The organism is Paraburkholderia sartisoli (genome assembly GCF_900107685.1).
GTDB lineage: Bacteria > Pseudomonadota > Gammaproteobacteria > Burkholderiales > Burkholderiaceae > Paraburkholderia > Paraburkholderia sartisoli.
On sequence record NZ_FNRQ01000003.1, the window covers coordinates 184,879 to 203,412 of the forward strand.

At 63.7% G+C, this 18,534-nt stretch carries 16 protein-coding genes; 9 read left to right on the forward strand and 7 right to left on the reverse strand.

Annotated features, from left to right (window positions below; translation table 11 throughout):
* Positions 1–141: 141 nt before the first annotated feature.
* From BLV45_RS12130 to BLV45_RS12165, 8 genes are all read left to right on the forward strand, one after another.
* On the forward strand, positions 142–690 hold the full coding sequence (locus tag BLV45_RS12130; RefSeq protein WP_090533211.1) for a MerR family transcriptional regulator: 549 nt from the start codon (positions 142–144) through the stop codon (positions 688–690).
* Positions 687–2,243, forward strand: a complete 1,557-nt coding sequence (locus BLV45_RS12135) for an MFS transporter (protein WP_090533213.1) — start codon at positions 687–689, stop codon at positions 2,241–2,243. Before BLV45_RS12130 ends, BLV45_RS12135 begins: the two co-directional genes overlap by 4 nt.
* 3 nt (positions 2,244–2,246) lie before the next feature.
* A complete protein-coding gene (locus tag BLV45_RS12140; RefSeq protein ID WP_090533215.1) occupies positions 2,247–3,098 on the forward strand; it encodes a M90 family metallopeptidase in 852 nt (283 codons plus the stop codon).
* A gap of 138 nt (positions 3,099–3,236) precedes the next feature.
* The gene (locus tag BLV45_RS12145; RefSeq protein ID WP_090533217.1) at positions 3,237–3,500 is read left to right on the forward strand and encodes a type B 50S ribosomal protein L31; all 264 of its coding nucleotides are present in this window, start codon (positions 3,237–3,239) and stop codon (positions 3,498–3,500) included.
* Positions 3,501–3,789: 289 nt separating this feature from the next.
* Positions 3,790–5,544 (forward strand): ArnT family glycosyltransferase, encoded by a 1,755-nt coding sequence (locus tag BLV45_RS12150; RefSeq protein ID WP_176954144.1) that lies wholly within the window; start codon positions 3,790–3,792, stop codon positions 5,542–5,544.
* Between the two features lie 2 nt (positions 5,545–5,546).
* On the forward strand, positions 5,547–6,929 hold the full coding sequence (locus tag BLV45_RS12155) for an MATE family efflux transporter (RefSeq protein ID WP_090533221.1): 1,383 nt from the start codon (positions 5,547–5,549) through the stop codon (positions 6,927–6,929).
* 283 nt (positions 6,930–7,212) lie between these two features.
* Complete coding sequence (locus BLV45_RS12160; RefSeq protein WP_090533223.1) at positions 7,213–7,755, forward strand: ComEA family DNA-binding protein; 543 nt, start codon at positions 7,213–7,215, stop codon at positions 7,753–7,755.
* Positions 7,756–7,883: 128 nt separating this feature from the next.
* Positions 7,884–8,321, forward strand: a complete 438-nt coding sequence (locus BLV45_RS12165) for a YidB family protein (RefSeq protein WP_090533225.1) — start codon at positions 7,884–7,886, stop codon at positions 8,319–8,321.
* A gap of 135 nt (positions 8,322–8,456) precedes the next feature.
* Here the strand turns inward: BLV45_RS12165 and clpB are convergent, their stop codons facing one another.
* Complete coding sequence (clpB, locus tag BLV45_RS12170) at positions 8,457–11,054, reverse strand: ATP-dependent chaperone ClpB (RefSeq protein WP_090533862.1); 2,598 nt, start codon at positions 11,052–11,054, stop codon at positions 8,457–8,459.
* Positions 11,055–11,517: 463 nt separating this feature from the next.
* Between clpB and BLV45_RS12175 the strand changes: the two genes are divergently transcribed.
* Positions 11,518–12,057 (forward strand): group III truncated hemoglobin, encoded by a 540-nt coding sequence (locus BLV45_RS12175; RefSeq protein WP_090533227.1) that lies wholly within the window; start codon positions 11,518–11,520, stop codon positions 12,055–12,057.
* A 17-nt stretch (positions 12,058–12,074) separates the two neighbouring features.
* On the opposite strand, the gene moaE is transcribed toward BLV45_RS12175, so the two are convergent.
* The 6 genes from moaE to BLV45_RS12205 all read right to left on the reverse strand — a co-directional run bounded on the left by moaE (position 12,075) and on the right by BLV45_RS12205 (position 18,465).
* Positions 12,075–12,545, reverse strand: a complete 471-nt coding sequence (gene moaE / locus BLV45_RS12180) for a molybdopterin synthase catalytic subunit MoaE (RefSeq protein ID WP_090533229.1) — start codon at positions 12,543–12,545, stop codon at positions 12,075–12,077.
* A 10-nt stretch (positions 12,546–12,555) separates the two neighbouring features.
* Positions 12,556–12,813, reverse strand: coding sequence for a molybdopterin converting factor subunit 1 (moaD, locus tag BLV45_RS12185; RefSeq protein WP_090533232.1), 258 nt, complete (start codon positions 12,811–12,813; stop codon positions 12,556–12,558).
* Between the two features lie 31 nt (positions 12,814–12,844).
* The gene (locus tag BLV45_RS12190; RefSeq protein WP_090533234.1) at positions 12,845–14,083 is read right to left on the reverse strand and encodes a molybdopterin molybdotransferase MoeA; all 1,239 of its coding nucleotides are present in this window, start codon (positions 14,081–14,083) and stop codon (positions 12,845–12,847) included.
* Positions 14,084–14,354: 271 nt separating this feature from the next.
* Positions 14,355–15,806, reverse strand: a complete 1,452-nt coding sequence (gene thrC / locus BLV45_RS12195; RefSeq protein ID WP_090533236.1) for a threonine synthase — start codon at positions 15,804–15,806, stop codon at positions 14,355–14,357.
* 8 nt (positions 15,807–15,814) lie between these two features.
* Positions 15,815–17,146: a homoserine dehydrogenase gene (locus BLV45_RS12200; protein ID WP_090533238.1), complete on the reverse strand. Its 1,332-nt coding sequence runs from the start codon at positions 17,144–17,146 to the stop codon at positions 15,815–15,817.
* A gap of 71 nt (positions 17,147–17,217) precedes the next feature.
* Complete coding sequence (locus BLV45_RS12205) at positions 17,218–18,465, reverse strand: pyridoxal phosphate-dependent aminotransferase (protein WP_090533240.1); 1,248 nt, start codon at positions 18,463–18,465, stop codon at positions 17,218–17,220.
* Positions 18,466–18,534 lie beyond the last annotated feature (69 nt).

Consider the following 18,534-nt stretch of genomic DNA (forward strand, 5'->3'; position numbering starts at 1 on the left):
CGCAGCAGGCATCAGAAAACCGTCCGCGTTCATTCGCGGGCGGTTTTTTTTCGTCCGCGGATCGCGCCGGGTTGCAACCTGTACGTATACGTGTACGTTGAACTATAATGCGACGCAGACTCCGAACGTCCCCGCGCCGCCATGCCGAGTGAAGAAAGCCCCAACCTGCTGACCGTTCGCGATGCGGCGAAACGCCTGAACGTCACCCCGCGCACGCTCAAATACTACGAAGAGCGTGGACTCGTCACGCCAACCCGCAGCGAAGGCCGCTATCGTCTCTATGACGACGACGATCTCGAACGTTTCGCCCGCATCCTGCGTTTCCGGGCGCTGGGATTCTCGCTACAGGGCATCACGGAGATGCTCAAGCGTCCGCTAGAAACCGTCGAAGGCGGACGCAACCGCTACTCCACGCAATCCCTGCTGGAAATCCGCGACGCGCTCGCGCAACGGGTCGACGCGCTCAATGCGCGCATCGATTCGGCGCGCCGTGAGCTGAAGGAAGTGCAAAACCTCAAAGCCGAACTCGGCGACGACCTCGATTACGTGCAACGCCGGCTTGCCGGCGAAAGCGCCGATGCACTCCTCGCGCAACGCAACGCGGCCGGCCTGAAAAAGAAAGCGCAGGCGTCGTCGGGCGCGGCGGTGAGGCTCAGCAAGAAAGCCCCTCCCGGAGACGACGCCGCATGAGCGCGGCCTCCTCACGCGTGCCGCTTTTCGGCGCCACGAAGCTGCGCGGCGATTTCTTTCCGTGGGTGCTGGCGCTCGTCACCGGTCTCGACTATTTCGACAACGCGATCTTCTCGTTCTTCGCGAGCTATATCGCGGGCGGGATCAACGCGTCGCCGGATGAGCTCGTGTGGTCGTCGAGTGCGTACGCGGTCGCGGCCGTGCTCGGCATCCTGCAACAGCAATGGTGGGTCGAGCGCTTTGGCTACAGGCGCTACGTGGCCGGCTGCATGCTGCTGTTTTCGGCGGGCGCAGTCGCCGCGGCGTTGTGCGAAACATCGTTCCAGCTGGCGTTCGCGCGCGGCTTCCAGGGTTACTTCATCGGTCCGATGATGGGCACCTGCCGCATCCTGATCCAGATCAGTTTCACGCCACAGCAGCGGGCCGGCGCGACGCGCGCCTTTCTCATCCTGATCGTGCTCGGCAGCGCGCTTGCGCCGCTCGCCGGCGGGCAGCTCGTCGCGCATTTCGACTGGCGCGCGCTCTTCATGTGCAGCGCGCCGGCAGGTGTCCTGTTCGCCGGCCTCGCGCTGCTCGCGTTGCCGGACTCGGGCAACCTCCTGCCGGAAGAACGCGGCGCATCGCACTTCTGGCCGTACATCATCTTCGCCCTCGCACAGGGCGCGCTGCAGATCGTCATGCAGCAGGTGCGCTACCAGCTCTTCAGCGCGTCGCCGGGTCTGATCATGCTGACAGTCGCGGGTATCGTCGGGCTCGCGTGGTTTGCGTACCAGCAGTGGCATCATCCGTCGCCGCTGATGCGGCTCAATGCGTTGCGCGAAAAGACCTTCCAGGTCGGCCTCGTGCTGTACATGTTCTATTACTACGAATCCACCGGCTTCAGTTACCTGGTGTCGCGCTTTCTCGAACAGGGGCTCGGTTATCCCGTGGAAAATGCGGGGCGGCTCGTCGGCGTCACCTCGCTGATCTCGTCGACAGCGCTCTTCGTCTACCTGCGCTACGCAAAGCTGCTGCCGCGCAAGAAGTGGATCATCGTGCCGGGCTTCGCCATTGCCGCGCTGGTCGCGGCGTGGATGGCGCATATGCCGCCTGACGTCGACCAGCGCGCGCTGATCGGTCCGCTGCTGCTGCGCGGCCTGCTGCTGCTTTTCATCGTTCTGCCGGTGGCCAACCTGACGTTCAGGATCTTCGCGATCGAAGAGTTCACGCACGGCTACCGGCTGAAGAACGTCGTGCGCCAGTTGACGATTTCATTTGCGACGGCGTCGGTCATCATCGTCGAGCAGCACCGGCGGGCATTGCATCAGTCGCGCCTCGCCGAATTCGCGAATCCGTACAATCCAGTGTTCCAGAGCACGATCGCGACGTTGACGAGCGGTTTCGCCGCCGCTGGACGTTCAATCAGCGAAGCGCATGCGCTGGCGGTAGTTCAGGTGAGCCGGATGCTGGAGCAGCAGGCGAGTTTCCTTGCGTCGCTGGACGGCTTCTATTTTCTGATCGGCGTGGCCGTCTGCGGCGGAATCTTCGCCGCGTGGCAAAAACAGATCGACTGACCCATGCTCTCGAAACTCACCCACTGGTTCGACTCCCGCCGCCGCGACCGCGCGCTGCGCACGCACGCGATCCCCGATGCGCTATGGGAATCCACGCTCGCGGGCCTGCCCTTTCTGGCGCACCTCGAAGCCGCCGATCTTGTGCGCCTGCGCGAGCTGACGAGCCTTTTCATCGCGCAAAAGTCGTTTTCGACCGCGCACGAACTCGAACTGACGGACGCGATGACGGTCGCCATCGCGGCGCAGGCGTCGCTGCCGGTGCTGAACCTGAGCCTCGATCTTTATCGCGGCTGGGTGGGCGTGATCGTCTACCCCGGCGAGTTCGTGATCCGCAAAACGGTGGAAGACGAAGACGGCGTGGTCCATGAAATCGAGCAGGACGCAAGCGGCGAGGCGTGGGAAGGCGGCCCGGTCGTGCTGTCGTGGGAAGACGCGCAGATGACCGACGGCACGGATGCCTACAACGTCGTCATTCACGAGTTCGCGCACAAGATCGACATGCTGACGGGCGAAGCCGACGGCCACCCGCCGCTTTTTCGCCGCTGGCACGCGCCGCTCGACGCCACCGCATGGGCCGACGTGTTCGACACAGCCTACGACCAGTTCTGCGCGAAGGTCGACGGCATATCCGAGCGGCGCTGGGCGCGCTTCGAGCGCGATTCGCTGATCGACCCGTACGCGGCCGATCATCCGTCGGAGTTTTTTGCCGTGTGCAGCGAGGCGCTCTTCGTGCAGCCGCGGGCGTTCGAAGCCGAATATCCCGAGCTTTATCGCCTTCTGGCCCGCTTTTACCGGCAGGATCCGGCTCGTGTGGGCGCGTTATTGCCGGAAACCAGCCCTGTTCCCGCGAAATAGCCCAGGAAATTCGTCAAGCGACTGATTTTCTGGCATAATCGCCGTTTTTCGACCTTAGGCAAGTGGCTCGCGCCGAAGTCCGCTGCGTCGGTTCGCAACGGCACGCGGGTTGGCTACCGCCAGATTAAAGGAAAGACCATGAAAGAAGGCATTCACCCCGATTACCGCGAAGTCCTGTTCGTCGACATGTCGATCGACTTCAAGTTTGTGACCCGCTCGACCATCCAGACGCGCGAAACGGCCGAATTCGAAGGCAAGACGTACCCGCTCGCCAAGATCGAAGTGTCGTCGGAATCGCATCCGTTCTACACCGGCCAGCAAAAGATCATGGACACGGCCGGCCGCGTCGAGAAGTTCAACAAGAAGTTCGGCGCGCGTGCCACGGGCAAGGCGACCACGTAATACGGCTTCGATCCCGGCGTGTTCACGAGCCGGTCGATGCAGAAAGGGCAGCATTCGCTGCCCTTTTTTTGTCTCCGTATTTTACGAAGCAATCGCACACGCCCCGTAGCCGGGTGACTTGCCGGCGCAGCCGTTGCCAACTTGTTGCAATCTCGCTGTTGCCGCCTGCCATCCGCCGTGACGCGCGCCATGCCGCCCGTCTACAATGCCGGATGCTCAGGGCCGGCCACGCCCGGACACATCGCCCGCCGCCCGCCAGCCCGTTTATCCGATACCACCGCCCAACTGCATGAGATCTGTCGTCCGTCTGACTGCCTCCGCCACCAGCGCGCTACCGCGCTGGCTACTGCTTGCCATCTGTATCGTCTACGCGTCGTTCGGGCTCTTCGGGCGCGACCCGTGGAAGAACGAAGATGCCGCCGGCTTCGGCGTCATGTGGACCATGGCGAAAGGCACCGCGCACGACTGGATGTTGCCGAACATCGTCGGCAAATACATCACGTCGGATGGTCCACTGGGTTACTGGCTCGGCGCCATCGCGATCCGCGTGCTGTCGCCGTGGGTCGATGCAAGCAACGCGTCACGCGTGTTCACCGGCCTGCTGTTCTGCGCGGCCTGCGCGTTCGTCTGGTACGCCGCGTATCTGCTCGGCCGCAGGCCCGAAGTGCAGCCGTTCAAGTATGCGTTCGGCGGCGAGCCCGAGCCGCGCGACTACGGCCGCACGCTCGCCGACGGCGCACTGCTGATTCTGCTCGCCTGTTTCGGTCTTGCCGAGCGCGGCCACGAAACCACGCCGCAACTCGCGCAGTTCGTCTGTATCGCGATGCTCGTGTACGGACTCGTGCGGATGATCGACAAGCCCGTGCAAGGCTCGCTGCTTTGGGGGCTGGCGCTCGGGCTCGTCGCGATGACCGCCAATCCCGTGCTGGTGGGCGCACTGCTGGTCGGGACGCTGGTGATGACGCTCATCGTGCGCGACGCGCAACTGCGCTGGCTGTTGCTGGCGGGTCTGCCGGTCGCGCTGGTTGTGTCGGTCGCGTGGCCGGTCGCCGCGCTGGTCGCATTCCCCGACGATGCCGTCTGGTTCCTCCACCAGTGGGTGCATGTCAGCATCAACACGTTCGGCGGGCCGCCCGGCTCGGTGCTGCGTTATGCGCTGAAAAACCTGCCGCTCTTCACGTGGCCCGCGTGGCCGCTCGCCATCTGGGCGTGGTTCAGCTGGTCGGGATTGCGCCGCGCGCCACACGTTGCGATTCCGTTGTCGGTCATCGCGCCGCTGCTGATTCTCGTCGTGCTGCAAAGCCATTCGACGAACCGTCTCTACATGCTGCTGCTGCCCGCGCTCGCGGTGCTCGCCACGTTCGCGCTGCCCACGCTCAAGCGCGGCACGATCAACGCGATCGACTGGTTCGCGGTGTTGAGCTTCACGATTCTCGGCAGTTTTGTGTGGCTCGTGTGGCTTGCCGGAATGACAGGTTTTCCGCATCCGCTCGCGCGCAATCTGGCGCGTCTCGCGCCCGGCTTCACGCCGCAGTTCAAGATCCTGTCGTTCCTGTGCGCCGTGGCCGTCACGATCTGCTGGTTCGCGCTCGTGCAATGGCGTATTGCCCGGCATCCGAAGGTGCTGTGGCGCAGCGTGGTGCTCTCGAGCGCCGGCACGACGCTCATGTGGGTGCTGCTGATGACGCTCTGGCTGCCGGTGGTGAACTACAGCCGGACGTACAAGGACGTCGCGCAGCAGATCGCAAGCCATCTGCCGGATGACTACACGTGCATCTCGCCGGTCCGTCTCGGCGATGCGCAGATCGCCACTTTCGCCTATTTCGGCCGGATGCATTTTTCGTTCGACGAAGACTGCGACGTGATCCTGCGCCAGGATACGCAGGATTTCGGCGAACCCAGCTCGATGTCGAACTTCGTCTGGAAGCTGGTGTGGGAAGGCCGCCGCGTTGCTGACCGCGACGAACGTTTCCGTCTGTATGTCCGCATCGACCGCCCGAAACCGCCCGTCAAACGCCGCAACCCGCGTCAGAAACCGGGCTGACCATGTTCGCCGACGTGCGGAAAATCGCCGCGCTCGCGTGGCCTGTGCTGATCGGACAACTCGCGATCATCGCGTTCGGCGTGATCGACACGGCGATGGTCGGACGCTATTCCGCGATCGATCTCGCGGCACTCGGCCTCGGCTCGTCGATCTATATCTCGGTGTATATCGGCCTGACCGGCATTCTCACCGCGCTGCAGCCGATCGCCGGACAGCTCTATGGCGCGCGGCGCGACCGCGAGATCGGCGAGGAAGTGCGCCAGGCGCTGTGGCTCGCGCTGGTTCTGATGGCGCTCGGCTGTTCGATCCTGTATTTTCCCGGGCCGCTGCTGCGCATCGCGCATGCGCCCGAGGCGCTGCGTGAGCGTACCGTCGCGTACCTGCAGATTCTCTCGTTCGGGTTGCCCGCGAGCCTCGCGTTTCGCGTCTACAGTTCGCTGACCAACGCCGTGGGGCAGCCGCGACTCGTCATGATCCTGCAGGTCGGCGCGCTGCTGCTCAAGATTCCGCTCAACCTGTGGTTCATCTTTGGTGGCGCAGGCGTGCCCGCGCTCGGCGGCCCCGGCTGCGCGCTCGCGAGTACCGCGATCAACTGGGTGCTCGCGATCGTCGGCATGACGCTGCTGGTGCGTCTCGACATCTTCCGGCCGTTCGCCACCTTCTCGCGCTTCTGCTGGCCTGTATGGAAGCGTCAGGCCGCGCTGCTGAAGCTTGGCATTCCGATGGGCCTGTCGTACCTGATCGAAGTCACGTCCTACACGTTCATGGCGCTCTTCATCGCGCGCTTCGGCACGACGACGCTCGCCGGCCACCAGATCGCCGGCAATCTCGGTGCGGTGCTGTACATGACGCCGCTTTCGATCGGCATCGCCTCCTCGACGCTCGTCGCCCAGGCGCTCGGCGCGCAGCGTCCCGCCGATGCCCACACGCTCGCGCGGCACGGCATCCTGATGGCATGTGCGATCGCGTGCTGCTACGGGGTGATCGTGCTTGTGCTGCGGCCTTTCATCATCGCGGGCTACACGTCGAACGCGCAGGTCGCGGCGGCCGCGATGCCGCTCGTGCTGATCGTGATCGTCTATCACCTCTTCGACGCGCTCCAGATCACCACCGCGTTCGTGCTGCGCGCGTATCGCGTGGCCGTTGTGCCGACCGTGATCTATGCCGTCGCGCTGTGGGGCGTCGGCCTTGGCGGCGGCTATCTGCTCGGCTTCAACGTCAGCGGTTCGATTCCCGCATGGTTCACCGGGGCACGCGGTTTCTGGGTCGCCAATGCGGCGAGTCTCGCGCTCGCAGGCATCGGCCTTGCACTCTACTGGCGCACGGTCAGCGCGCGCCATCTGCGTGCCGGCGCGCGTACCCCGCACACCGGCCCCGTCGCGTAGCCGTAACCGTATTGCGCCCGGCTCCGAAGCGACGCAAAACGCATCACTTCGATCACACGCAGGCAGGCTGCGCCCGCCTTCCTTCCCCGCTCATGGGCTTTATTCACGCCAAGAGTTGTCAAAAAATACCGGTATTGATTTACTTGTCACGAATCGATGGGTATAAATCGAGCGCTTTCATAAAAAGGGCGCGCAATCTATCCTATGCTTGAAGCCAGCGCCTGCTGACTGGATGCGTCGTCCGTTCCCGGCTACTTTTTTTGCCCTCAATGGAGTGTCTGCCATGCTGAAGAAGCTGTTAATGCTCTGCGTTGCGCTTGTCCTGTCGTTTTCCGCCGGTTTCGCGATGGCCGTCGAAGTCAATTCGGCCGATCAGGCCGCGCTTGAATCGGTGAAGGGCATCGGCCCGGTCCATGCGAAAGCGATCATCGACGAACGGACCAAAAACGGCCCGTTCAAGGACGCCGACGATCTCGCGACACGCGTGAAGGGAATCGGCACCAAGTCGGTAGTCAATCTTGAAGCGGCCGGTTTGACGATCAACGGTTCGACGGCGCCGCCGAGTGGCGCGAAGGCCGCCACGCCGGCAGCGGCGAAACCGGTGAGCAAGCCGGCGGCACCTGCCGCCACGACGGCGATGGCACCCGCCAGCGCACCCGCAGCGGCGGCACCTTCGACGAAGAAGTCCAAAAAGAGCAAGGCGGCCGCAGAGGTTTCGGCACCGGCTACCACTGCGGCGGCGGCACCAGCGAGCGCATCGGACACGAAAGCATCGAAGAAAAAGTCGAAGAAGGCCAAGGCCGCATCGGCAGCATCGGGCGCCTGAGGTTCGACATCTGAAGATCGCGCTGGCGCCCCCGCCCGTTCGATCCGCGTCATCCCCGCCGTGCCCCCGCGCGGCGCATTTCATCCGCTGGCGCATATCTGTCGTGCCGGCATTCCAGAGAGACAGCCATGAGCCTACTTGACACTATCGGTTCCCTGCTTGGTAAATCACCTGAAGGCGGTGGCGGGCAGCAGGCGTTGATCGCCACCGCGCTCGAATTCGTGAACAACCAGCCGGGCGGCCTGAACGGCCTGATCCAGCAATTCAAGGATAAAGGCGCCGGCGACATCATCAGTTCGTGGGTCGGCAACGGCGAGAACCAGGCGATCTCGCCGGACACGCTGCACAGCGTGCTTGGTTCGGACACCGTCACGAATCTCGCGTCGAAGGCGGGTGTGGCGCCCGAGCAGGTCAGCGGTCTGCTCTCGCAGATCCTGCCGCACGTGGTGAACGCGGCGACGCCCGAAGGCGAAGTGCCGGCCGAAGGCAAGCTCAACGCCACGACGGTTCTCGGCGCGCTTGGCGGTCTCAGCGCGCTCCTCGGCAAGAACGACAAGACGGCTTGATATCAGGACGGTCGCACGCTTGAAAAAAAGGGCAGCGAAATCGCTGCCCTTTTCACTGCCTTGACCGCTGCGTCGTGTACCAGAACGACATGCCCGAACCAGCACCGTAATCACGGCCGACGCCGGCGTACCGCCTTAATGCACGACGCGCTCGAAAACGAGTGTGCCGTTGTCCACGTCGACCGGTATCACATCCTTCGGACCGAACCTGCCAGCCAGAATCAGCTTCGCGACCGGATTTTCGATCTCCTGCTGGATCGCGCGCTTCAACGGTCGAGCGCCAAAGAGCGGATCGTAGCCGACCTTGCCGATGTGTTCCAGCGCGGCGTCCGACACGACGAGCTCCATGTCGAGCTTCGCAAGCCGTTCCTGCAGGCGCTGCAACTGGATCCGCGCAATCGACTGGATGTTCGAGCGATCGAGTGCGTGGAACACGACCACATCGTCGATCCGGTTCAGGAACTCGGGCCGGAAGTGCAGCTTCACCTCTTCCCAGACCGCGTCCTTCACCGCATCCTGCGGCTCGCCGACCATCGACTGGATCACCTGCGACCCAAGGTTCGACGTCATCACGATCACCGTGTTCTTGAAGTCGACGGTGCGCCCCTGGCCATCGGTCATGCGACCGTCGTCCAGCACCTGCAGCAGCACGTTGAACACATCCGGATGCGCCTTCTCGATTTCGTCGAGCAGGATCACGCTGTACGGTTTGCGGCGCACGGCTTCCGTGAGATAGCCGCCCTCTTCGTAACCGACATAACCCGGCGGCGCACCGATCAGTCGCGCGACGCTGTGCTTCTCCATGAATTCGCTCATGTCGATACGGATCAGATGATCTTCCGAATCGAACAGGAACGCAGCGAGCGCCTTGCACAGTTCCGTCTTGCCGACGCCCGTCGGCCCGAGGAACAGGAACGAACCATACGGACGGTTCGGATCGGCGAGGCCCGCGCGCGAACGGCGGATCGCATCGGCCACCGAGCCGATCGCCTCATCCTGGCCGACGACGCGCTCATGCAGCTTCTCTTCGATCTGCAGCAGTTTTTCGCGCTCGCCCTGCATCATCCGCGACACCGGGATGCCGGTCGAACGCGATACGACTTCCGCGATTTCCTCCGCGCCGACCTGCGTGCGCAACAGCCGCGGACGCGTCGGATTGTTCTGCTCCTGCGCCTCGGCCTGCGTGACCTGCTTCAACTGGGCCTCGAGCTGCGGCAACGTGCCGTACTGCAGTTCGGCGACTTTTTCGAGCTTGCCCTGACGTTGCAGACGCACGATTTCCGCGCGCGTTTTCTCGATCTCTTCCTTGAATTGCGCGCTGCCCTGCACCGCCGCTTTTTCCGCCGTCCAGATTTCTTCGAGGTCCGAATATTCGCGGTCGAGCCGCTCGATTTCTTCCTCGATCAGTTGCAGGCGCTTCTGCGACGCTTCGTCCTTTTCCTTCTTGACAGCTTCACGTTCGATCTTCAGCTGGATCAACCGGCGGTCGAGCCGGTCCATCTCTTCCGGCTTCGAATCGATTTCCATCTTGATCTTCGACGCAGCTTCGTCGATCAGGTCGATGGCCTTGTCCGGCAGGAACCGGTCGGTGATGTAGCGATGCGACAGTTCCGCCGCCGCGACGATCGCCGGGTCGGTGATGTCGACGCCGTGGTGCAGCTCGTACTTTTCCTGCAGGCCGCGCAGGATCGCGATGGTCGCCTCGACCGACGGTTCGTCCACCAGCACCTTCTGGAACCGGCGTTCGAGCGCCGCGTCCTTTTCAATGTACTTGCGGTATTCGTCGAGCGTGGTCGCGCCGACGCAATGCAGCTCGCCGCGCGAGAGCGCCGGCTTCAGCATGTTGCCCGCGTCCATCGCGCCTTCGGCCTTGCCGGCGCCCACCATCGTATGGATTTCGTCGATGAAGACGATGGTTTGACCTTCGTCTTTCGCGATGTCGTTGAGCACGGCCTTCAGGCGTTCCTCGAACTCGCCGCGATACTTCGCGCCCGCCAGCAGCGCCGCCATGTCGAGCGACAGCACGCGCTTGCCCTTCAGCGTCTCCGGCACCTCGCCGTTGACGATGCGCTGCGCGAGGCCTTCGACGATCGCCGTCTTGCCCACGCCCGGCTCGCCGATCAGCACCGGATTGTTCTTCGTGCGACGTTGCAGGATCTGGATCGAGCGACGGATTTCGTCGTCACGGCCGATCACTGGATCGAGCTTGCCGGCGCGGGCGCGCTCGGTCAGGTCGACCGTGTATTTCTTCAGCGCCTCGCGCTGGCTTTCGGCGTCCTGGTTGTGTACCTGCGAGCCGCCGCGCACCGCGACGATCGCCGCTTCCAGCGACTTGCGCGACAGGCCGTGCTGGCGCGCGAGCCGGCCCGCCTCGCCCTTGTCGTCGGCGATGGCGAGCAGGAACATCTCGCTCGCGATGAACGTGTCGTTGAGCTTTTGCGCTTCCTTGTCGGCCTGGTTGAGCAGGCCAGTGAGGTCGCGACCGATCTGCACGTTACCGTCGGTGCCCTGCACCTGCGGCAGGCGCGTGATCGCGTCGTTCAGCGCGGTTTGCAACGGCTGCACGTGGACGCCTGCGCGCGAGAGCAGCGAGCGGGCCGAACCGTCCTGCTGCGCGACGAGCGCGGCAAGAACGTGGACCGGTTCTATGTATTGATTGTCGTGACCGACAGCCAGGCTTTGCGCATCCGCCAATGCTTCCTGGAATTTGGTGGTGAGTTTGTCGATTCTCATCAAGAGACCTCCAATTTCGAATATCACCAAAATGAGGCGTTTTATGCGGGTTTCAAGCGCCTGATCGCACTCGACTGGCGTTTTTTTTCAAATTCGCCAACAAACTGCCGACGCCCGTTTCAGCGTCGGCCGGAGGCGATGCACATCCGTGCGACCGGAACAATCTGCCCGATCCTGAGCGGCACGGCAAGTGGTTCGGCCGGTTGGTGCCGGACGAGTTCGCGGATCGCATGCAGACCACGTCGGCGCGAGGGTTGTCGATCCTGCATGTACACAATAAGATGTAGTCTTAATGTAACTATTTCGCCTGTCTGACGATGCTTTTTCGCGTTGTGCGACAGGCCGGGCTGGTGGTCAGATATCGCCGGGTTGTCGCCTGGTTGCAGCTTCAGGCAACATCGCCCGGTTTTGCTTTACAGCGTGCCCGCGTCGTGTGCGCTGACTTTTTCACTGTGCTCACCCAATGAATCCGACTTTTCCGCCCCAGCCGGCCGTCGCGCGCCAGCCCGAACCGACCGAAGAGAACATCCGCACGCTCGTCTATGTGTTCTACGACCGCGTCCAGGCCGACCCGATGCTGGGCCCCATCTTCGAGCAGAAGCTTGCGGGACGCTGGGACGAACATTTACCGAAGATGTGTACATTCTGGTCGAGCATCGTGCTTGGCCAGAAAGGATATCGCGGGAACGTGCAGCAGGCGCACCAGCCACTGCCGGGCATCGAGCCGCAGCATTTCAGCCGCTGGCTGTACCTGTTCCTGGATACCGTGGAATCGCGCTACGAGCCCGCGGCTGCCGTGCGTTTCATGGAGCCCGCGCTGCGTATCGCGCAGAGTCTGCAGCTATCGAAATTTGGCTGGGATTACACGATCCCCGAGGAACAGAAAGCGTTGCTGGAACGACTCGCGCCGCGCCGGCACAGAGACGATGACGCGCCCGATACGCCGCGCCCACGCGGCGAGCCATTTCCGACGAAGATCGTCGGCCGTTCGACGGAGGATTGAGCCGCGCGATCGACTGGCTACTTCGCGTTACCCGACTCCAGACCCCAGCGCGCCAACGCAGCATCGTCCGTGACGCGCGCATCGACCCAGCGCTCGCCTTGCCCGGTCTTTTCCTTCTTCCAGAACGGCGCCTGCGTCTTCAGATAATCCATCACGAACTCGCACGAAGCGAACGCTTCGCCGCGATGTGCGGCGGTGGTCGCGACCAGCACGATCTGGTCGAGCGGATAGAGCTTGCCGACCCGATGCACGATCAGGACCTCGATGCCCGGCCAGCGTTCGCGCGCCGTCGCGACAATCGCTTCCAGCGCCTTTTCCGTCATGCCCGGATAGTGTTCGAGCTCCATCGTCTCGACGATGCTGCCGTCGTTCAGATCGCGAACCGTGCCGACGAAGCACGCCACCGCGCCAACCTTCGGGTTCACGGCGCGCAGCGCGGCGACCTCGGTTGTCAGGTCGAAATCCTCGGTCTGGACGCGAACGGTCATCGGAGACTCCTCACCCGCCCGTGACCGGCGGAAAAAACGCGACTTCGCAGCCTTCGGTGACGCGTGTGCTGGCGTCGGTCATGACGTGGTTACAGGCCATCCGCAACGCGCGGCCTTCGGCAAGCGCCTCGGCCCACGCACCGCCGCGCACGCGCAACCAGGCGCGCACGTCACCTAGCGTCGCGATACCGTCGGGGATCACCACGGATTCGTCCGCGATCCCGACCGCCTCACGCACGCTCGCAAAATATTTCAGCTGGATCTTCATGTTCTGTCCTGGGCGCGGCTGGCGACAGCCGTCAACCCAACAATTCGGAAAAGGGAATGAACCGCACGGTCTCGCCGGTCGTAATGGCGTGATTCGGCGGATTGTCGATCAGCCCGTCGCCCCACACCGTCGATGTCAGCACGGCCGAACTCTGGTTCGGAAACAGTTCGAGGCCGCCCGCCGGATTGATGCGCGCGCGCAGGAATTCATTGCGACGGTCCGCCTTCGACTGCGAAAAATCGGCGCGCAGCGACAACGCGCGCGGCGACACGGTGCGCACGCCGGCAACCCGCAGGATGAACGGTCTGACGAACAACAGAAACGTGACGAAGGCCGAAACAGGATTACCCGGCAGGCCGATGAAATACGTTTCATTCGACGCCGACGCAGCGGCATTGGCCCGGTCGCCGCCCGCGCGCCGCACCGCGCCGAACGCGAGCGGCTTGCCGGGCTTCATCGCGATCTGCCACATCGACAGATGCCCTTCCGCCTCGACTGCGGGCTTCACGTGGTCTTCCTCGCCAACCGACACGCCGCCACAGGTCAGGATCAGATCGTGCGCCTGCGACGCCTCGCGCAGCGTGGCGCGGGTCGCGTCGAGCCGGTCGGGCACGATGCCGTAGTCCGTCACGTCGCAGCCGAGGTTTTCCAGCAGACTGCGCAACGTAAAGCGATTCGAGTTGTAGATCGCGCCCGGCTTGAGCGGCTCGCCAGGCATCGTCAGTTCGTCGCCGGTGAAGAAGACCGCGACTTTCACACGTCGCGCCACCGTCAGCGACGCGCTTCCGACCGACGCGGCCAGCCCCAGCGCCTGCGGCGTCAGGCGCGTGCCGGCGGGCAGGATCACCGAGCCGCTGCGAATATCCGCGCCCTGCTGCGTGATCCACTCGCCGGCTTTCGGCGTGTGCAGGATCGACACTTCACTGCCGTCGGCTTCGGCCTGCTCCTGCATGACGATGGCATCCGCGCCCGGCGGCACCGTGGCGCCCGTGAAGATGCGCGCCGCCGTGCCGGCCGCGAGCGGCTGCGGCGCGTGACCGGCCGGGATGCGCTGCGACACGGGCAGCCGGCGATCGCCCTGCGACAGGTCGGCGACGCGCACCGCGTAGCCATCCATCGAACTGGTGTTCATGGGTGGCACGTCGAGCGACGAGACGACGTCGGCGGCAAGTACGCGGTTCAGCGCGCCAAGCGTGGGCAACGTTTCGGTACCCTCGACCGCGCGGGCCGCGCCGAGCAGCGTGACGAGCGCTTCGGCAGTCGAAAGCATCGGCGCACGAGGCGCGGGATAAGTGGGCGTGGACATCGATTGGGCGAATGCGCGGGACCGAAAAGAACATTGTAGCGGGCGGCGGCCTTCGACGGGCGTGCAAGCCGGCATGTCGGCCATCCGGCCAGGGCCTGGGTCACAGATGGTGGAACCACAGATGGCAGAACGGCCATGACGCCAGCCTCGCGTCGCGAGGCCCGTCATGGCCGTTCATGGGTCTTCTGACTGTAATAACTCGCTGCGGTCTACCCGGAGGCGCGCGGTTGCCTGCTTAATCGACCGTATGCGCCGCGACAAAGTCCTTCACGCGCGTGGCATCCGCCGGCAGCACCTCGAACCGCTGCGGCAGCGCTTCAATGCCCGAGAACGCGGCTGGCCGCTCCGGTTCGCGCTGCAGTGCCTCGCGGATCGTCTCGCCGAACTTGACCGGTTGCGCCGTCTCCAGCACGATCATCGGGATACCCGGTTGCAGATGCTCGCGCGCCACCTTCAGGCCGTCGGCGGTGTGCGTATCGATCATCGTGTCGTAACGCTCGAACACGTCGCGAATCGCATCGACGCGGTCAGCGTGGCTGCTGCGCCCGGACACGAAGCCGAACTCCGCGACGCGCGCGAAATCGCCGCTCGCCGCCAGATCGAAACCACCCTTTTCCTCGACGTCGTGGAACAGCTGCAGCACGCGCTTCGGGTCGCGACCCAGCAGGTCGAACACGAAACGTTCGAAGTTTGACGCCTTCGAGATATCCATGCTCGGACTGCTCGTGTGATACGTCTCGGCAGACTTGCGCACGCGATAGATGCCGGTGCGAAAGAATTCGTCGAGCACGTCGTTTTCGTTCGTCGCGACCACGAGCTTCTCGATCGGCAGACCCATCATCCGCGCGATGTGACCCGCGCAGACATTGCCGAAATTGCCCGACGGCACCGTGAACGACACGCGTTCGTCGTTCGATTTCGTTGCGGCGAAATAGCCCTTGAAGTAATACACGACCTGCGCCACGACGCGCGCCCAGTTGATCGAGTTGACCGTGCCGATCCGGTGCCGCGCCTTGAACGCGTGATCGTTCGAGACGGCTTTCACGATGTCCTGGCAGTCGTCGAACACGCCCTCGACCGCCAGGTTGAAGATGTTCGGATCCTGCAGGCTGTACATCTGTGCCGTCTGGAACGCGCTCATCTTTTTATGCGGCGACAGCATGAAGACGCGAATGCCCTTCTTGCCGCGCATCGCGTACTCGGCCGCGCTGCCGGTATCGCCCGAGGTCGCGCCGAGAATGTTCAGCGTCTCGCCGTGCTTTGCAAGCGCGTATTCGAACAGGTTGCCGATCAGCTGCATCGCCATGTCCTTGAACGCGAGCGTCGGGCCGTTCGACAGTTCCAGCAGCGACAGCGGCGCGCCGTTTTCGACGCCCAGCGTTTTCAGCGGCGTGATCTGCGCGGCGCTTTCGTCGTCGCGCACGTTGCAGTAGGTTTCGGCCGTGTATGTGCGGCGCGTGAGCGCGCGCAGGTCTTCCGCGGGAATATCGTCGCTGAATTTCGACAGGATCTCGAACGCGAGATCCGCATACGGCAGCGTGCGCCAGCGGGTCAGTTCACCGGACGAGACGCGCGGGTATTGCGCGGGCAGATACAGGCCGCCGTCTTTCGCGAGACCGCCGAGCAGGATGTCGGAGAAGGTGTGGCGCTCGCCGGCACCGGCGCCGCGCGTGGAGATGTAGTTCATGTGTCTGCCTAGTTCAGCGCTTCCATGCGCAGCTTCGTGACCTGCGATACGACGGTCTTCAACGCCTCGATCGTCCTGATTGCCGCGTTCACGTTCTTTTCGACCGTTTCGTGCGTGATCAGGATGATGTCGGTTTCGCCCTTGCCCTTCGCGTCCACGTGCTCGGATTCCTTCTGCAGCAGCGCGTCGATCGAGATTCCCCGGTCGGCCAGAATGCGCGTGATATCGGCCAGCACGCCGGTCACGTCGGCAACCCGCAGGCGCAGGTAGTAGCCGCTCGTCACTTCGTCGATCGGCAGGATCGGCGTGCTCGACAGGCTGTCCGGCTGGAACGCCAGATGCGGCACGCGATGCTCCGGGTCGGCCGTGTGCAGGCGCGTCACGTCGACGAGATCGGCGATCACGGCGGAAGCCGTCGGCTCCGCGCCCGCGCCCTTGCCGTAGTACAGCGTCGAGCCCACCGCGTCGCCATGCACGACGACCGCGTTCATTGCGCCTTCGACGTTGGCGAGCAGACGCTTTTCCGGAATCAGCGTGGGATGCACGCGCAGCTCGATGCCCTTTTCCGCGCGGCGCGCGATGCCCAGCAGCTTGATGCGATAGCCGAGTTCTTCGGCATATGTGATGTCGATTGCGGCGAGCTTGCTGATGCCTTCGACGTACGCGCGATCGAACTGCACCGGCACGCCGAACGCGATCGCGCTCATGATCGTGGCCTTGTGCGCGGCGTCGACACCTTCGATGTCGAACGTCGGGTCCGCTTCCGCATAACCGAGTTCCTGCGCGGCCTTGAGCGCCGTCGCGAAATCGAGGCCGCGGTCGCGCATTTCCGACAGGATGTAGTTCGTCGTGCCGTTGATAATGCCGGCGATGTACTGGATGCGGTTCGCCGTCAACCCTTCACGCAGCGCCTTGATGATCGGAATGCCGCCGGCCACGGCCGCCTCGAACGACACCATCACGCCATTCGCGCGCGCCGCCTCGAAAATCTCCGTGCCATGCACCGCGAGCAGCGCCTTGTTGGCGGTGACCACGTGCTTGCGGTTGCGGATCGCGCGCAGCACGAGTTCGCGTGCGATCGACGTGCCGCCGATCATTTCCGCGACGATGTCGATTGACGGATCGTCGACCACCGAGCCGAAGTTGTCCGTGACCTCCACGGCGCCGGCCGCATCGCCGAGCGCGGCAGTCGCCTTCGCCGGGTTGCGCACGGCAATGCGCGTGACTTCGATACCGCGACCCGCGCGACGTTTGATTTCTTCCTGGTTGCGGCGCAGTACGGTGAAGGTGCCGCTGCCTACCGTGCCGAAGCCCAGCAGTCCAACTTTGATCGGTTCCATGCAGCGTGTGTTTTCGAGTAAGAGATTAAGGGAACAGTATTGCGTGCGGCGATGGCGTTGAACACCTGACCTTATGGCATATGCCGTTTGCGGTAGCCGTCGAGAAAACGGGCGATACGGGTGATCGAATCCGCCAGATCGTCGACGTTCGGCAGGAACACGACGCGGAAATGGTCCGGCGCGGTCCAGTTGAAACCGGTGCCCTGCACGAGCAGCACGCGCTCCGCGAGCAGCAGGTCGAGAATGAACTGCTGGTCGTTCTGGACCGGATACATCTTCGGGTCGAGACGCGGGAACATGTACAACGCGGCCTGCGGCTTCACACAGGTTACGCCAGGAATCGCCGTCAGCATGTCGTACGCGAGTTCGCGCTGCTTGTAGAGGCGCCCGGTCGGCACAATCAGGTCGTTGATGCTCTGATAGCCGCCCAGCGCCGTCTGGATCGCGTATTGACCCGGCACGTTCGGACACAGCCGCATCGAGGCGAGAATGCCGAGCCCCTCGACATAATCTTTCGAGCGGCGACGGTTTTCGCCCGTCAGGCCCGAAATGAACATCCAGCCGGCACGGTAACCGCACGAACGGTAGCTCTTCGACAGGCTGTTGAACGTGACCGTCAGCACGTCTTCCGACAATGAGCCGATCGCGGTGTGCGTCTTGCCGTCGTAGATGATCTTGTCGTAGACCTCGTCGGCGAAAATCACGAGACCGTGTTCGCGCGCGATCTGGATCAGTTCCAGCAGCAGCGCGTCGGAATACAGCGCGCCGGTCGGGTTGTTCGGGTTGATCACGACGAGCGCACGCGTGTTCGGCGTGATTTTCGCGCGGATGTCGTCCGGGTCGGGCATCCAGGCGTTCGATTCGTCGCAGATGTAGTGTACCGGCGTGCCGCCCGCGAGGCTCACGCCCGCCGTCCACAGCGGGTAATCCGGCGCGGGCAGCAGCACTTCGTCGCCGTCGTTCAGCAAGCCCTGAAGCGCCATCACGATCAGCTCGGACGCGCCGTTGCCGATGAAGATGTCGTCGAGCTCGACGCCCTGCACGTTCTTCTGCTGCGCGTAGTGCATGATCGCCTTGCGCGCGGAGAAAACGCCCTTCGAGTCGGAATAGCCCGACGAAGCGGGCAGGTTCCGGATCATGTCCTGGATGATTTCGTCCGGCGCGTCGAAGCCGAACGGCGCGAGGTTGCCGATATTCAGCTTGATGATGCGATGGCCTTCGTCCTCGAGGCGCTTCGCGTGTTCGAGAACGGGCCCGCGGATGTCGTAGCAGACATTCAACAGCTTGTTGGATTTCAGAATCGGTTTCACGGCGGGCACAAGGTCCTGTAAATCAGTCGGCGGGTCTGCCTGGCCGGTCAGCCAGTGGAATCAGCCATTTAGTCTGCC

Bases quoted from the DNA above. Each gene is read 5' to 3' on its own strand.
- thrC (WP_090533236.1), bottom strand. From the start codon at position 15,806: ATGAACTACATCTCCACGCGCGGCGCCGGTGCCGGCGAGCGCCACACC.
- BLV45_RS12175 (WP_090533227.1), top strand. From the start codon at position 11,518: ATGAATCCGACTTTTCCGCCCCAGCCGGCCGTCGCGCGCCAGCCCGAA.
- BLV45_RS12140 (WP_090533215.1), top strand. From the start codon at position 2,247: ATGCTCTCGAAACTCACCCACTGGTTCGACTCCCGCCGCCGCGACCGC.
- BLV45_RS12155 (WP_090533221.1), top strand. From the start codon at position 5,547: ATGTTCGCCGACGTGCGGAAAATCGCCGCGCTCGCGTGGCCTGTGCTG.
- BLV45_RS12200 (WP_090533238.1), bottom strand. From the start codon at position 17,146: ATGGAACCGATCAAAGTTGGACTGCTGGGCTTCGGCACGGTAGGCAGC.
- BLV45_RS12190 (WP_090533234.1), bottom strand. From the start codon at position 14,083: ATGCTTTCGACTGCCGAAGCGCTCGTCACGCTGCTCGGCGCGGCCCGC.
- clpB (WP_090533862.1), bottom strand. From the start codon at position 11,054: ATGAGAATCGACAAACTCACCACCAAATTCCAGGAAGCATTGGCGGAT.
- BLV45_RS12135 (WP_090533213.1), top strand. From the start codon at position 687: ATGAGCGCGGCCTCCTCACGCGTGCCGCTTTTCGGCGCCACGAAGCTG.
- moaE (WP_090533229.1), bottom strand. From the start codon at position 12,545: ATGACCGTTCGCGTCCAGACCGAGGATTTCGACCTGACAACCGAGGTC.
- BLV45_RS12165 (WP_090533225.1), top strand. From the start codon at position 7,884: ATGAGCCTACTTGACACTATCGGTTCCCTGCTTGGTAAATCACCTGAA.
- BLV45_RS12130 (WP_090533211.1), top strand. From the start codon at position 142: ATGCCGAGTGAAGAAAGCCCCAACCTGCTGACCGTTCGCGATGCGGCG.
- BLV45_RS12160 (WP_090533223.1), top strand. From the start codon at position 7,213: ATGCTGAAGAAGCTGTTAATGCTCTGCGTTGCGCTTGTCCTGTCGTTT.
- BLV45_RS12145 (WP_090533217.1), top strand. From the start codon at position 3,237: ATGAAAGAAGGCATTCACCCCGATTACCGCGAAGTCCTGTTCGTCGAC.
- moaD (WP_090533232.1), bottom strand. From the start codon at position 12,813: ATGAAGATCCAGCTGAAATATTTTGCGAGCGTGCGTGAGGCGGTCGGG.
- BLV45_RS12150 (WP_176954144.1), top strand. From the start codon at position 3,790: ATGAGATCTGTCGTCCGTCTGACTGCCTCCGCCACCAGCGCGCTACCG.